The 14040-nt window shown below is 64.2% G+C and carries 16 protein-coding genes; 6 read left to right on the top strand and 10 right to left on the bottom strand.

The window, feature by feature from the left end:
- Nucleotides 1-13: 13 nt before the first annotated feature.
- The 10 genes from Q0974_RS06780 to coxB are packed head-to-tail and all read right to left on the bottom strand — an operon-like array spanning nt 14 to nt 8536.
- The gene (locus Q0974_RS06780; protein ID WP_299324139.1) at nt 14-877 is read right to left on the bottom strand and encodes a class I SAM-dependent methyltransferase; all 864 of its coding nucleotides are present in this window, start codon (nt 875-877) and stop codon (nt 14-16) included.
- Entirely contained in the window at nt 874-2271 is a 1398-nt protein-coding gene (gene thrC / locus Q0974_RS06775; RefSeq protein ID WP_299324136.1) for a threonine synthase, read from the bottom strand. Before thrC ends, Q0974_RS06780 begins: the two co-directional genes overlap by 4 nt.
- Before the next feature lie 26 nt (nt 2272-2297).
- Nucleotides 2298-2870, bottom strand: a complete 573-nt coding sequence (locus tag Q0974_RS06770; RefSeq protein WP_299324133.1) for an SURF1 family protein — start codon at nt 2868-2870, stop codon at nt 2298-2300.
- Entirely contained in the window at nt 2867-3247 is a 381-nt protein-coding gene (locus tag Q0974_RS06765) for a DUF983 domain-containing protein (protein ID WP_299324131.1), read from the bottom strand. The genes Q0974_RS06770 and Q0974_RS06765 overlap by 4 nt, the downstream gene beginning before the upstream one ends.
- Before the next feature lie 18 nt (nt 3248-3265).
- On the bottom strand, nt 3266-4078 hold the full coding sequence (locus Q0974_RS06760) for a cytochrome c oxidase subunit 3 (protein ID WP_299324129.1): 813 nt from the start codon (nt 4076-4078) through the stop codon (nt 3266-3268).
- A gap of 46 nt (nt 4079-4124) precedes the next feature.
- Complete coding sequence (locus tag Q0974_RS06755; RefSeq protein ID WP_299324127.1) at nt 4125-4676, bottom strand: cytochrome c oxidase assembly protein; 552 nt, start codon at nt 4674-4676, stop codon at nt 4125-4127.
- A complete protein-coding gene (locus tag Q0974_RS06750) occupies nt 4673-4804 on the bottom strand; it encodes a hypothetical protein (RefSeq protein ID WP_299324125.1) in 132 nt (43 codons plus the stop codon). The genes Q0974_RS06755 and Q0974_RS06750 overlap by 4 nt, the downstream gene beginning before the upstream one ends.
- The gene (locus Q0974_RS06745) at nt 4801-5751 is read right to left on the bottom strand and encodes a heme o synthase (protein WP_299324123.1); all 951 of its coding nucleotides are present in this window, start codon (nt 5749-5751) and stop codon (nt 4801-4803) included. The genes Q0974_RS06750 and Q0974_RS06745 overlap by 4 nt, the downstream gene beginning before the upstream one ends.
- A gap of 49 nt (nt 5752-5800) precedes the next feature.
- Complete coding sequence (gene ctaD, locus Q0974_RS06740) at nt 5801-7462, bottom strand: cytochrome c oxidase subunit I (protein ID WP_299324120.1); 1662 nt, start codon at nt 7460-7462, stop codon at nt 5801-5803.
- A gap of 12 nt (nt 7463-7474) precedes the next feature.
- Entirely contained in the window at nt 7475-8536 is a 1062-nt protein-coding gene (coxB, locus tag Q0974_RS06735) for a cytochrome c oxidase subunit II (RefSeq protein WP_299324118.1), read from the bottom strand.
- A 191-nt stretch (nt 8537-8727) separates the two neighbouring features.
- Here coxB and pyrE point away from each other — a divergent pair, with 191 nt between their 5' ends.
- From pyrE to Q0974_RS06705, 6 genes are all read left to right on the top strand, one after another.
- Nucleotides 8728-9309: an orotate phosphoribosyltransferase gene (gene pyrE, locus Q0974_RS06730; RefSeq protein ID WP_299324115.1), complete on the top strand. Its 582-nt coding sequence runs from the start codon at nt 8728-8730 to the stop codon at nt 9307-9309.
- Nucleotides 9309-10382, top strand: coding sequence for a serine hydrolase (locus Q0974_RS06725; protein ID WP_299324113.1), 1074 nt, complete (start codon nt 9309-9311; stop codon nt 10380-10382). The genes pyrE and Q0974_RS06725 overlap by 1 nt, the downstream gene beginning before the upstream one ends.
- Entirely contained in the window at nt 10379-11110 is a 732-nt protein-coding gene (locus Q0974_RS06720; RefSeq protein WP_299324111.1) for a pyridoxine 5'-phosphate synthase, read from the top strand. Before Q0974_RS06725 ends, Q0974_RS06720 begins: the two co-directional genes overlap by 4 nt.
- Before the next feature lie 437 nt (nt 11111-11547).
- Entirely contained in the window at nt 11548-11970 is a 423-nt protein-coding gene (acpS, locus tag Q0974_RS06715) for a holo-ACP synthase (RefSeq protein ID WP_299324110.1), read from the top strand.
- A gap of 53 nt (nt 11971-12023) precedes the next feature.
- On the top strand, nt 12024-12899 hold the full coding sequence (gene lepB / locus Q0974_RS06710) for a signal peptidase I (protein ID WP_299326225.1): 876 nt from the start codon (nt 12024-12026) through the stop codon (nt 12897-12899).
- A complete protein-coding gene (locus tag Q0974_RS06705) occupies nt 12896-14014 on the top strand; it encodes an AI-2E family transporter (RefSeq protein WP_299324108.1) in 1119 nt (372 codons plus the stop codon). The genes lepB and Q0974_RS06705 overlap by 4 nt, the downstream gene beginning before the upstream one ends.
- Nucleotides 14015-14040 lie beyond the last annotated feature (26 nt).

Here is a 14040-nt window from a genome sequence, read left to right as displayed (position 1 = left end):
CCGTTACAGGACGCTAGCGTTCCCAGCGGGCGAAGATCGCGGTCGGCAAGGTCAGGCCGCGCGCCTCTTCGCGGACCGCCATCTCGCCGCATTCGACCGTGCCGCCGAGATGCGCCAGCGATTGCGCGACAAGCTCGCCGATCGCGAGCGCGGACATGCGGACCGCATAGACGGTGAGGACGAGGAAGCGGCTGTCGGCATCGAGCAGCTTCGCGCAATCCGCCATCAGCCCAGGCAATCCCTCTTCGAGCTGCCACAGCTCCTTCTTCGGCCCCCTGCCCCATTTGGGCGGATCGAGCATGATCCCGTCATAGCGCCGCTCGCGCCGTACCTCGCGCGCGGCGAATTTGGCCGCATCGTCGACAAGCCAGCGGATCGGCGCGTCCGACAGGCCCGACAGCGCGGCATTCGCCTTCCCTGCCTCGACCGATTTCTTCGACGCATCGACATGGGTGACCTTCGCGCCTTTGGCCGCCAGCGCGAGACTGCCGACGCCCGTATAGCCGAAGAGATTGAGCGCTTCGCTGCCCTCCTCGGCCCTCTCCCGCATCCAGCTCCAGTGCGACGCCATATCCGGAAAGAAAGCGAGATGGCGGAAGGGCGTGCATTGCGCCTGGAAGCGGACATCTTCCCAGCCGAGCGGCCAGCCTTCGTCGGGTACGCCGCCGTCGAGATGCCAGCGCCCGCCGCCATCCGCGTCGGACGCCGGGACGAATTCGCCGTCCGCGCGCCAATTCTCCGATGCGGGCGCCCACATGGCCTGCGGTTCGGGCCGGATGAAGCGGAAGCGGCCATAGCGTTCGAGTTTGCGGCCATGGCCCGAATCGACAAGGCCATAGTCCGGCCAGGGCTCCGCGATCAGCGTTTTGAGCGTCACGATTCCGTCGCGCGCTCGGCGATATAGGCTTCGACGGCCTGTAGTTCGCCGGGCAGTGTTTCGTACCGCTCCTCGCGTTCGAACAGGCCCGAAACGCGCGGGGGTAGCAACGGACGATGGCCGGTCGCGCGCTCCACGGCATCGCGGAACTTCGCCGGATGGGCCGTCGCCAGTGTCACGACGGGTATATCGGCCGGCAGATCGGCCGCCATCGCCGCGGAGAGGCCGATCGCCGTGTGCGGGTCGATGACCTCGCCCATATTCTCGGCCGCCTGCCGCATCGCCAGCGCCATTGCGTCATTGTCGATGCGCGCCGAACTGAACAGCTCGCCGATCCGCGTATGCGCGCGATCATCGAGCCGGAGCGCACGGCTCTGTTCGAAGCTCCGCATGACGGAAGCCAGCATTTCGCCGTCGCGATCGTACATGTCGAACAGCAACCGCTCGAAATTGGAGCTGACCTGGATGTCCATCGAGGGCGCGGCGGTCGGCGTCAGCTCGCCGACCGAATAGTCGCCGGCGACCATCGCGCGGTGCAGGATATCGTTGATATTGGTCGCGACGATCAGCCGCTCGACCGGCAGCCCCATCTGCGCGGCGGCATAGCCGGCAAACACATCGCCGAAATTGCCGGTGGGCACGGAAAACGCCACCTTGCGCTCCGGCGCACCCAGCCGGACAGCGGCATAGAAATAATAGACGATTTGCGCCGCGAGCCGGGCCCAGTTGATCGAATTGACCGCCGACAGCGTAAAGCGACCCGCGAACTGCGCATCGCCGAACATGGCTTTGACGAGGCGCTGGGCGTCGTCGAAACTGCCCTCAATCGCGATGTTATGGACGTTCGGCGCGAGCACCGTCGTCATCTGCCGCCGCTGCACCTCGGACACGCGGCCCTTGGGATGCAGCATGAAGATATCGACCTTGTCGCGCCCGGCCAGCGCGTCGATCGCGGCCGAACCCGTATCGCCCGACGTCGCGCCGATTACCGTCAGATGGCTGTCGCTGTCCGTCAGGAACCGCTCGAACAGAAGTCCGAGCAGTTGCAGCGCCACATCCTTGAAGGCGAGCGTCGGCCCGTGAAACAGTTCGAGCAGCCAGTGCTGCGCGTCAAGCTGCACCAGCGGCGTGACGGCCGCATGGGAAAAACGCCCATAAGCCGTCTCGCACAGGCCGCGCAGCTCCGCTTCGCTCAGCGCGTTACCGACGAAAGGCGCCAGCACGCGAACCGCGGTTTCGGCATAGGAGAGACCGGCGAGCGCGGCGATATCCTCGCGCGAAAAACGCGGCCAGCTTTCGGGCATATAGAGCCCGCCATCGGACGCGAGCCCGGCCAGCGTCGCCCCTTCGAAATCAAGCGCCGGAGCGCTGCCGCGTGTGCTGATATAGTGCATGACGGGCGGGGGTTAGCCGGGGCGCGTCAGTCGCGCAACCGGCGGCGCAACGCCAGCAGATAGATAACCGCCGCCGCCAGCGCGAAGAAGAACCACTGGATTGCGTAGAGCAGATGATTGTTCGGAATATCCTCGGCCGAAGGACGCGCTACCGGTTCCAACCCCGGCGCGGCATTCTCCGATACGAGCCGCAGGCCATGGTCTGCATCGAGCGTGATGATGCCCGTCACCTCGCCGCCCGCCCAGTCCTCTGGCGAATCGATCGAGCGCGACCAGCCCATCACGGCCTGCATCCCCGGCCCTTCGCCGCCGCCCGTCCGGCAGGAGGCGATATGTTGCCAGCCGGTTTCCCCGTCGCGATTCTGCCCGGCCGTGGCACGCCAACGCATCGGTTCGACGCAAAAGCCCGTCGCGCGCCGATAGAGCAGATCTTCGTCCGGCGTTTCGGGCCAGGCGATGGGCGGCATCTCCATCGCGGCGCGATAGGTTTCGAGAAGCGCCTCCTTTTCGGCTTTCCGTTGAAGCTGCCAGACGCCGAGCGCGATCATCGTCGCGACGGCGGCGAGCACGAGCGTGGTTGGGATCAGCGGGAACCTCATTCCCCGTCTCCGGGCGCATCGTCCTTCAACTGCCCCTCATGCGCATCCCGGCGATATTCGAGCGAGAGCAGCACGCCCTTCGCGACCCGCAATCCGAAGACGACGGCCGCCGCCGTAAACGGCACCCAGAGCAGGACATGAATCCAGAAGGGCGGCCGGATCGAAAGCTCGACCCCGATCGCGAGCGCGACGACGAGAGCGCCGATAATCAGCGTCAGGAACGCCGCCGGGCCGTCACCGACATTGAAGCTGCGATAATCGAGCCCGCAGGCGCGGCAGCGATCCGCGAAATGAACGGGACCATCGAACAGCGTATGCGCGCCGCATTGCGGACAGGCGCCGTAAATGCCGGATTGCAGGGGCGTGGGCTCGCTCATCGTGCGAACCCTGGCCGGCTAGTGGATCTCGGCGCCCGCGCCGCCCCAGACATAGATGGCGACGAAGAGGAACAGCCAGACGACATCGACAAAGTGCCAATACCAGGCCGCCGCTTCGAAGCCGAAATGCTGTTTCGGCGTAAAATCGCCGCGATAGGCGCGCAACAGGCAGACGGCGAGGAAGATGGTGCCGACGATAACGTGGAAACCATGGAAGCCGGTCGCCATGTAGAAGGTCGCGCCATAGATATTGCCCGAGAAATCGAAAGCGGCATGGCCATATTCATAGACCTGGATCGCGCTGAACAATATGCCGAGCAGGATCGTCAGCCACAGCCCAGCCTTGAAGCCGTCCCGGTCGCCGTTGAGCAGCGAATGGTGCGCCCAGGTGACCGTGGTGCCAGAGCAGAGCAGAATCAGCGTGTTCAGGAGCGGATAGGTGAAAGGATCGAGCACCTCGATGCCTTCTGGCGGCCAGGTGCCGCCAATCACTTCGGCCGGGAACAGCGCGCCGTTGAAAAAGGCCCAGAACCAGCCAACAAAGAACATGACTTCCGAGGCGATGAACAGGATCATGCCGTAGCGCAGATGAAGCTGCACGACCGGCGTATGATCGCCGCCATTCGCTTCGCGGATCACTTCGGCCCACCAGGCGAACATGGTGAAAAGCACGCCGATGGTGCCCGCGAAGAAGACGAGACTGCCATAGGGCATATCGTGCATCCACATGATGCCGCCCGCGGCCATGGCCAGCGCCGTAAATGCGCCGATCAACGGCCAGATACTGGGGTTTACCAGATGATAGTCATGTTCGGGGGCGGCTCCAGCCATTGCGCTCGAATCCCTTTAGTGAAGCGTTACGGTCAGCTCTCTAGCCCTAGGATGCCTGATCGTCCACGGGGTAGAAAGTATAAGAGAGGGTGATTTCCTCGACATCGCCGATATCGGGATCGTCGAGGATCGCCGGATCGACGAAATAGGTGACCGGCATGCGGATATCCTGGCCCGGCGCGAGCGTCTGGCGCTCGAAGCAGAAGCACTGAATCTTGTTGAAATAGCGGCCCGCCTCGAGCGGCGTGACGTTGAACGTCGCGGTGCCGGTAACCGGGCGCGTACCCATATTTTCCGCCCGGTAGAAAGCGAGCGCGCGCTCGCCGATCTGGACGGTTTCGGTGTTACGCTCCGGCGCGAAATTCCAAGGAAGATCGCGGGCCGTGTTGGAATCGAACCGCACGGTGACCATGCGCCCCGTCGCGGCCACATCGCTCGACATCGCTTCGACCCGCTGGGTCGTGCCGCCGAAACCCGTGACCTGACAGAAGATGCGATAGAGCGGCACGGACGCGAAGCCGAGCGCGATCATCCCGGCGACGAGCAGCACCGCCATGGTGGCGCTGCGCCGGTTCTTCTGTTGGAGTGCGAGGTTCATGAGGCCACCAGCAGCTTGGCGATGGTGATCAGATAGAAGAGCAGGGCCAGTCCGCCGAGAATCAGCGCGGTGACGAGCGCGCGGCTCTTCTGGCGGCTGCGGATCAGATCTTCGTCGTCGGGGGTCATGAGCCGGCTCCTATCGCGAGGATCGTCGGCGCCCATGCATCGACGACGAGCGCGCCGAACAGGGCGAAGAGATAGAGGATCGAGAAGAGGAACAGCCGCTTCTCGGGCACCATATGCGCGGTCTTTTCGGACGGGTTGCGGACTACCGCAATCGCCAGCGCGAGGAAGACGAGGCTCAGTGCGGTGGCCGTCACGCCGTAGATCGCGCCGGCCAGGCCGAGTGGCCAGGGCGCGATGGCGACGGCCGCCATCGGGATCGTGTAGGCCAGCATCTGCCGGCGCGTGGAGCGCGTGCCCGCGACCACCGTCATCATCGGCACGCCGGCGCGCGCATAATCCGCGTTCACGAACAGGCTCAGCGCCCAGAAATGCGGCGGCGTCCACAGGAAGATCAGCGTGAAGAGCAGGATCGGCATCAGCGTAATATCGCCGGTCGCCGCGGCCCAGCCGATCAGCGGCGGGAAAGCGCCCGCGGCCCCGCCGATCACGATATTCTGCGGCGTGCGGCGCTTGAGCCAGATCGTGTAGATGACCACGTAGAAGAGGATCGCGGCGGCAAGCGTCGCGGCGGCCAGCCAGTTGGCGGCGATGCCCATCAGCATGACGGAGAAGACGCCGAGCCCGACGCCGAACTGGAGCGCGGTCTCCCGGTCCATCCGTCCGGCGGGGATCGGGCGGTCCGCCGTTCGCTTCATCACCGCGTCGATATCAGCTTCATACCATTGGTTCAGCGTCGCCGCCGCGCCATGCGCGAGCGCAATCGCGAGAATGGCGGTGAAGGCGAGGACGGGATGCAGTTGGGTCGGCGCGGCCAGCATCCCGGCGAGCCCGGTGAACACGACGAGCTTCATCACGCCGGGCTTGGTCAGCGCGTAGAAATCGCGCCAATCGGCGATGACATGGCCCGTCGAGGTACGGGCGGGGACAGAGGCGGTCCGTGTGTTCATCAATTCCATCCGGGTCCGCCACCCGGCGATGCGGGTGGCGGCCTAGTTCCTAGTCGACCTTCGGCAGCTTGTTGAACTGGTGGTATGGCGGCGGGCTCGACAGCGTCCATTCGAGCGTGGTTGCACCCTCGCCCCAATAATTGTCGTCCGCCTTCTTGCCGGCCACCAGCGACCAGATCATGTTGACGAAGAATACCAGCATGCCAACGGCCATGATCAGATAGCCATAGGTCGCGATATCGTTCCAATAGGTCTGGCTGTCCACATAATCGGGATAGCGCCGCGGCATGCCGTCCAGCCCCAGGAAGTGCATCGGGAAGAACAGCACGTTCACGCCGATGAAGAAGAGCCAGAAATGCACTTGGCCGAGAAACTCGTTATACATCTTCCCGAACATCTTGCCGAACCAGTAATACCAGCCCGCGAAGATCGCGAAGACGGCGCCGAGCGACAGCACATAGTGGAAGTGCGCGACGACATAATAGGTGTCATGCACATAGTTGGTGAAGCCGCCATTGGCGAGCACGACGCCCGTGACGCCACCGACCGTGAACATGAAGATGAAGCCCATCGACCAGACCATCGGCGTCTTGAAGCTCACCGAACCGCCCCACATGGTCGCAATCCAGCTGAAGATCTTGATGCCGGTCGGCACCGCGATCACCATCGTCGCCGCGGTGAAGTAGAGCTTCATATTCAAGGAGAGCCCCACGGTGAACATGTGGTGCGCCCAGACGACGAAGCCGACCACGCCGATCGCGACCATGGCATAGGCCATGCCGAGATAGCCGAAGACGGGCTTCTTACTGAACGTCGCGACGATCTGGCTGACCATGCCGAAGCCCGGCAGGATCATGATGTAAACCTCGGGATGGCCGAAGAACCAGAACAGATGCTGGTAGAGCAGCGGATCGCCGCCGCCGGCCGCATCGAAGAAGGTCGTGCCGAAATTGCGGTCCGTCAGCAGCATCGTGATCGCGGCAGCGAGCACCGGCAGCGCGAGCAGCAGCAGGAACGCCGTCACCAGCACCGACCAGACGAACAGCGGCATTTTATGCAGGGTCATGCCCGGCGCGCGCATGTTGAAGATCGTCGTGATGAAGTTGATCGCGCCGAGGATCGAGGATGCACCGGCAAGGTGCAGCGACAGGATCGCCATGTCGACCGCCGGGCCGACGGCCCCCGATGTCGATAGCGGCGCATAGACCGTCCAGCCGACGCCCGCGCCATCCGCCATGCCGCCAGGCACGAACATCGAGCCGAAAAGCAGCAGGAAAGCGGGAACGAGCAGCCAGAAGCTGATATTGTTCATCCGCGGGAAGGCCATGTCCGGCGCGCCGATCATCAGCGGCACGAACCAGTTGCCGAATCCGCCGATCATCGCGGGCATGACCATGAAGAAGACCATGATCAGGCCGTGCGCGGTGATCATCACATTCCAGAAGTGGAGCGCGGCATTGCCCTCTTCGCCGGCCCATTGGGCGAGATACTGGATGCCCGGCTCGGCGAGCTCCATGCGCATCATGCCCGAAAGCGCGCCACCGATGATGCCGGCGACGATCGCGAAGATCAGGTAGAGCGTGCCGATATCCTTATGGTTCGTCGACATGAACCAGCGGACGAAAAAGCCGGGCTTGTGATCGGCGTCGTGATGCGCCTCGTCCTGACCTGCGGCTTCGAAATGGGAGGGAGTGGCTGCGGTATCGGTCATTCTTGCGGCCCCTTAACTGGCTGCGCGCGCGGAGCGGGCCGCGGCAATTTCTTCGGCGTCTTCGGCCGTTTCGGTATCGGCTTCGGCGGGTGCCTCTTCGGCGGCCTCTTCCTCACTTCCGGGCATCGTCCCACCATTGGCGAGCACCCATTGCTCGAACCGTTCGGGCGAGACGACTTCGACCGCGATCGGCATATAGCCGTGGCGGACGCCGCATAGTTCGGAGCATTGGCCGAAATAGACGCCTTCCTGATCGACCCGGGTCCAGCCTTCGTTGAGGCGGCCGGGCACGGCATCGATCTTCGTCCAGAAGGCCGGTACCGCGAAGCTGTGCAGCACGTCAGACGCGGTCACGAGGAAGCGGATATTGACGCCTGCCGGAATGACCATGCGCTCGTCAACCGCCAGCAGGCGCGGGCCATCCGCATCGGTGCGGAACCGCGCGCCTTCGGCCTGCTCGCCCTCTTCCTCCAGCATGTTCGAAACGAGCAGAATGTCGCCATGATCGGGATATTCATAGGTCCAGTTCCACTGGTTGCCCGTGATCTTCACCGTCACCGTCTCGCCCTCAGGCAGATTATACTGCGCCTGCAAGAGACTGATCGACGGCACGGCGATGACAACAAGGATGAGCACCGGAACGAGCGTCCAGATCACTTCCAGCGTCGTGTTGTGCGTCGTCTTGGACGGGGTCGGATTGCGGCGGCGATTATAGCGTACGATGATCCAGAGGAGTAGCGCCAGCACGAACAGCGAAATCGCCGTGATGATCGGCATCAGCAGCGCATCGTGGAACCAGCGGGCCTGGTGACCGACTTCGGACACCTGATCCTGGATGCCCATCGCTCCGGTCGGCATGCCGAACCCTTCCACGGCCGGCGCATGTTCGAAGGCCGGCACTTCGGCTTCAGCCGACTCGGCCGCTTCGGTTTCAGTGCCCGGCGCGGGTGCGAGCTCGGTTTGCGGCGCCGGCGCGAGTTCCGGTTGCGGCGCGGCGGCACTCACCGCCGACGTTACGGAAAGCGAAGCCACGGCCAAACCGGCGGCCAGCATCAAGTTCGTCAGAATACGCATTTTATCCCCACAGGTTCCGCTCGGGGAGCGGTTCAAACAGTTCACATAATAGTGAAACTTGCGCGTTATATAGAGCCGGGATTTGCAGGCCTCAAGCTTCACTTTCGGGAAATTCTTGCGTCGCAGCATCGGGTTGAAGCTATCGCCCCCGCCGCCTATGTGCCGCCGGACGAAAGGCGGTGGTGCGCATTATGACCGACGACGATATTCTTTCCGAATTCCGGGCGGCCCAGGCGCTTCTCGAAGGCCATTTCATTCTCTCATCGGGCAAGCGCAGCGCGCGCTACCTCCAATGCGCGCGCGTATTGATGGACCCGATGCGCGCCTCGCGCCTCGCCTCCACGCTTGCCGCCCGCCTGCCGCGCGAAGTTCGCAGCGACATCGACGTGGTCGTATCGCCGGCCATGGGCGGTGTGATCATCGGCCATGAGATGGGCCGGGCGCTCGGCATCGACGCCATGTTCCTCGAACGGCCCGAAGGCACGTTCGAACTGCGGCGCGGCTTTGGGCTGGAGCGCGGGCAGAAGGTGTTGATGGTCGAGGATGTGGTGACCACCGGCCTCTCCTCGCGCGAAGCGATCACCGCGGTGATCAATGCGGGCGGCGAAGTTGTCGCCGAGGCCGCTCTGGTCGACCGCTCCAATGGCACGGCCGATCTCGGCATACCTTTCTTCCCGCTGCTGTCGCTCGATTTCCCGGTCTATGACCCGGACGATCTGCCCGAGGAGCTGGCCGCGATCCCGGCCGAAAAACCCGGCAGCCGGGCGAAGTAATGCGCCGGGCGCTCGCCGCCCTGGCGCTGCTGTGCGGCCTGTTCGCAATCCCACCGGCACAGGCGATCGAGCCAGCGCGGATCGGCGCGCTGGCCGAAGCGCAGAATTTCAACGGCGTTATCCTCGTCTCGCGCGGCGATACGATTCTGTATGCGCGCAGCTTCGGCGAGGTGCGGCCCGGCAGCGGCGAACCGCATCAGCTGACCGCGCGTTGGCGCTGGGCGTCGATCACCAAGCAGCTGGTCGCGACGCTCACCATGCAGGAGACCGCAGCCGGCCGCATCGATCTCGATGCGCCGATCGGCCGCTACTGGCTCGATTTCGCCAATGCCGAACGCGACCGGATCACCGTGCGTCATCTGCTGCAGCATATGTCCGGCCTGCCCGACCCGGAAGATAGCGCCACCCTGCCCAACGGCCTGCCGGCCTTTTACGGACCGGATTTCGGCGGCAATGCGGCGATCGAGGCCTATTGCACGGGCCCATCGCGCGCGGCGCCCGGGGCCGGATATCATTACAGCAATTGCAATTTCATCATTCTCGGCCGCCTGCTCGAACGGGTGACCGGGCAATCTCTCGACATGCTGATCGCCGATCGGTTGCCGGGCGCGCCCGCGCTGTTCCCGGCGGGCGGCGAGACCGTGCCCGGTTTCCAGTTCGGCGCCGCCGAGCCGCCGGTGCGCCTCGCCAGCTATGGCGGCGCGGGCGGCATGAACGGGTCGATATTCGATCTCTGGGCGTTCGACCGGGCGCTGATGCGCGGCGAACTGCTCGATCCCGCCGCGCGCGATGAGATGTGGACCGGCGATCCCGCAATCGGCTATGCGGCGCTCGGCCAATGGGTGTTTCCCGCGCCGCTTGCCGGATGCGCGACACCGCAAAAGCTGGTCGAACGGCCCGGCGCGATAGGCGGGGTGCAAGGCCGCAACTATATCCTGCCGGAGCGCGACATGGTCGTCATGATGTTCACCAACCGCAGCGAAGCCGAGTTTCCGCTCGGCCATGTCGCGCGCGAGCGCGGCTTTGCCTTCGAACTGCTCTCGATCGCCGCCTGCCCGGAGACCGCCGAATGACCGCCCATCATCTGCGCCTCGGCGTGAATATCGATCATGTCGCGACGATCCGGAACGCGCGTGGCGGCGATCATCCCGATCCGGTGCGCGCGGCGGAACAGGCGGCGGACGCGGGCGCGGACGGCATCACTGCGCATCTGCGCGAGGACCGGCGGCATATCACCGACGGCGATATCGACCGGCTGAGCGAAGCGCTGACCATCCCGCTCAACCTCGAAATGGCGGCGACCGACGAGATGCTGGACATCGCCCTGCGCCATACGCCGCATGCCGCCTGCATCGTCCCCGAAAAGCGCGAGGAACGCACGACCGAAGGCGGTCTCGACGCGGCCGGCGGACACAATCATCTCGCGCCGTTCGTGCGCGAACTCAAAAACGCCAATATCCGCGTCAGCCTGTTTATCGAACCCGATCCCGCACAGGTCGAAGCTGCGCTGCGCCTCGGCGCACCGGTCGTCGAATTCCATACCGGCCGCTATGCGCATCTCGATGGCGAGGAGCGGGCGACCGAACTGCGCCGCATCGCCGATGCCGCCGCATTGGCGGCCAAGAACGGCATCGAACCGCATGCCGGGCACGGCCTGACCTATGACAATGTCGGGCCCATAGCGGCGATCCCGCAGATCGCGGAGTTGAACATCGGCCATTTCCTTATGGGCGAGGCGATATTCACCGGTCTCGAAACGAGCGTGAAACGGATGCGCGAACTAATGGATCTGGCGCGATGATTGAGCAAATCCGCCAATATCATCCGCTATATGTCGTCCATATGGCTGTCTGCATCGCTTTTTTCGTAATTGCGATGGCCATTACCGCTATGGTCGTTTGGAATATCGTTATTGGTAACTGGACGGGGGGATACGAGCTCCCCTCTCCTATACTATAGTGATGGCGGGTGGAGCAGTGTTTGCTGTGAGGGTACTGACAACTGTCCTTTGGTACCTTTTCGGGAAGCCCGTCGATCGCATCGGAAAGAATGAAACATGATCAGCGGTATCGGTTCCGATCTCTGCAATTTTGAAATCCTCCCCCTTGGGGGGAGGTGGCAGCCCGCAGGACTGACGGAGGGGTATCACCGTCTCGGACAGACAGCCCTTTCGCTGATAACGGGATACCCCTCCACCGCTTCGCGGTCCCCCTCCCCTTACAGGGGAGGATTTTTCCTTTGATCATCGGTATCGGCTCGGATCTCTGCAATATCGAGCGTATTCAGGCCTCGCTCGACCGGTTCGGTGCACGGTTCGAGCAGCGCGTCTTTACCGAGATCGAGCGCGCGAAAGCCAATCGCCGCCCCTTCACCATCGCCGGCACCTATGCCAAGCGCTTCGCCGCGAAAGAGGCCTTTTCCAAGGCCGTGGGCACCGGTTTCCGTCAGGGTGTGTTCATGAAGGATATTGGTGTAGTGAACGCGCGGAGCGGCGCGCCGACGCTGGCGCTCACAGGCGGCGCGAAAAAGCGGCTTGACGCGCTGACCCCGCCCGGCCACCGGCTGGAGGTGCATCTGACGATGACCGACGACCATCCCTGGGCGCAGGCCTTCGTCATCCTTTATGCCCGGCTGGAACTGCCGGACGACAGAAGCGAGTGAGTGAATTGGATCAGGAACGCGCGAGCGACAGCGACGAGCATCTGGCAGCCGCCCTGAAGGCGAGCGAAGACTGCGCCGCTGCGCCCGAAGATGATGGCGAGAAGAAGGGCACCGACTGGTGGGGCGAGATCAAGGGTATCCTCTTGCTCGTCCTCGCCGTGCTCGGTTTTCACAGCTTCGTCGCCAAGCCCTTCTATATCCCGTCTGAGTCGATGATGCCGGGGCTGATCCAGGGCGACCGGCTCGTGGTCAGTAAATATCCCTATGGCTGGTCCTATGTATCGCCATCCTTCCACATATTGCCCTTTATGGAGGGCCGCCTGTTCGGCCGCATGCCTGAGCGCGGCGATATAGTCATCACCGTGCCGCAGGGCGCGCGATCGGACTATATCAAGCGCGTCGTCGGCCTGCCCGGCGATACGATCGAGCTGCGCGGCGGTGCGGTGATCCTGAACGGCACGCCCTTGCGGCGCGAACAGCGCGAACCGGCAATGATCCCGATCGACGAAAACGTGCCGTGCGACGATGTGCCGGGCCTGATTACGACGGGCAGCGATGGGCAGCGCTATTGCCGCATGCCCGTCTATCGCGAATATACGCCCGAGGGCCGCTATTACGACACGATCGATCTTGGCCCCTCGCCCGGCGACTTTTACGGGCCGATCACCATTCCCGAGGGCCATCTGTTCCTGTTGGGCGACAATCGCGACCAATCGGCCGACAGCCGCGCGCCGTTATCGACCGATCCGCGGCGCCCGGGTGGGCTGGGCGGGCCGGTGCCCGTCGAAAGTATCGGCGGCCGGGCCGAATTCATCACCTTCTCGCTCGACGGCACCACGGACTGGTATAATCCGATCAGCTGGTTCAGCGCGATGCGCAGCGGCCGGGCCGGCACCGGGCTGCATCCGGGCCGCGAAGGAGAGGAATGACGACGCCGGACGACGAACCCGGGCCCTATGACGGCAAGTTCGGGCCGGCCGAAGTCCGCGATCCCGTAATCCGGCGGGAACTGAAACGCGCCACCGCCTGGGCGATGGTCGCCGTCGCCGTTCTCCTCGTCTGGCAACTCGCGCAGGCGCTGTTGCTCATCCTCGCCGGCATCGTTTTCGCCTCCCTGCTCGATGGCGGCACGAAGCTGCTGCGCCCGATCATTCCGTTCAGCCGCGCGCTGCGCCTGCTCGTCGTCGTGGTGCTGATCATCGGCGGGCTGGCGGGCGTCGGCTGGCTGGCCGGGATCGAGATCGCCAACCAGGCCGAACAGCTGCGCATCACGCTGACCGATCAGTTCGAGCGGTTGCTCGCGATGCTCGACGAACTCGGCATGACGCCGGGCGGCACGGAGCTCACCCAGATCATCCGCGACGTGCTGGGTTCGGTCGGCAGCCTCACCTCGGCGCTCGGTTCGGCGGTCAGCGGCATCGCGACGCTGTTCCTCATCATGGTGATCGGCCTGTTCATCGCGATCGACCCCAATCTCTATGATCGCGGTATCCAGTGGATGTTGCCGCGCGGCACGCGCCCCGAATTCCGCAAGACGACGCAGCGCATGTCGAAAACGCTGCAGCGGCTGCTCGCGGGCCGCGTTCTCGGCATGGTGTTCGAGGGCTTCATCACCTGGCTCGGCCTCACCATCGCCGGCGTGCCGATGGCGCTCCTGCTCGGCATCCTCGCCGGGCTCTTGGCCTTTATCCCCAATATCGGCGCGTTCATCACCGGCGTACTCATGGTCGCGGTCGGCCTCAGCGCGAGCCCGGAACTCGGCTTCTACGCCTTTCTCGTCTATCTCGTCGTGCAGACGTTCGACGGCTATGTCGTGATCCCGATGGTCGCGAAACAGACGGTCGACCTGCCCCCTGCCCTCACCCTCTCGGCGCAAATCCTGTTCGCCGCACTGTTCGGCATTATCGGCCTCGCGCTCGCCGATCCGATCGTCGCGATGATCAAGGCCGCGCTCGAACGCCGGTCCGAACATAATGACGAGGAAGAAGAAGCCGCCCAGCGCCGCGCCGCCGAAGAAGGCGCCACGCCGACCGACCCCGGTTAGCGGGGGGGTTCTTTGTCAGAACATTG

The organism is Parasphingopyxis sp., from assembly GCF_028279465.1.
Taxonomy (GTDB): domain Bacteria; phylum Pseudomonadota; class Alphaproteobacteria; order Sphingomonadales; family Sphingomonadaceae; genus Parasphingopyxis.
The sequence above is the reverse complement of the archived record's forward strand: the minus strand, read 5'-3'. Positions and strand labels throughout refer to the sequence as shown.

Coding starts and splice junctions, on each gene's coding strand:
- Q0974_RS06760 (WP_299324129.1), bottom strand. CDS start 4,078: ATGGCTGGAGCCGCCCCCGAACATGACTATCATCTGGTAAACCCCAGT.
- thrC (WP_299324136.1), bottom strand. CDS start 2,271: ATGCACTATATCAGCACACGCGGCAGCGCTCCGGCGCTTGATTTCGAA.
- coxB (WP_299324118.1), bottom strand. CDS start 8,536: ATGCGTATTCTGACGAACTTGATGCTGGCCGCCGGTTTGGCCGTGGCT.
- pyrE (WP_299324115.1), top strand. CDS start 8,728: ATGACCGACGACGATATTCTTTCCGAATTCCGGGCGGCCCAGGCGCTT.
- ctaD (WP_299324120.1), bottom strand. CDS start 7,462: ATGACCGATACCGCAGCCACTCCCTCCCATTTCGAAGCCGCAGGTCAG.
- Q0974_RS06770 (WP_299324133.1), bottom strand. CDS start 2,870: ATGAGGTTCCCGCTGATCCCAACCACGCTCGTGCTCGCCGCCGTCGCG.
- Q0974_RS06705 (WP_299324108.1), top strand. CDS start 12,896: ATGACGACGCCGGACGACGAACCCGGGCCCTATGACGGCAAGTTCGGG.
- Q0974_RS06765 (WP_299324131.1), bottom strand. CDS start 3,247: ATGAGCGAGCCCACGCCCCTGCAATCCGGCATTTACGGCGCCTGTCCG.
- Q0974_RS06750 (WP_299324125.1), bottom strand. CDS start 4,804: ATGACCCCCGACGACGAAGATCTGATCCGCAGCCGCCAGAAGAGCCGC.
- Q0974_RS06720 (WP_299324111.1), top strand. CDS start 10,379: ATGACCGCCCATCATCTGCGCCTCGGCGTGAATATCGATCATGTCGCG.
- Q0974_RS06725 (WP_299324113.1), top strand. CDS start 9,309: ATGCGCCGGGCGCTCGCCGCCCTGGCGCTGCTGTGCGGCCTGTTCGCA.
- Q0974_RS06745 (WP_299324123.1), bottom strand. CDS start 5,751: ATGAACACACGGACCGCCTCTGTCCCCGCCCGTACCTCGACGGGCCAT.
- Q0974_RS06755 (WP_299324127.1), bottom strand. CDS start 4,676: ATGAACCTCGCACTCCAACAGAAGAACCGGCGCAGCGCCACCATGGCG.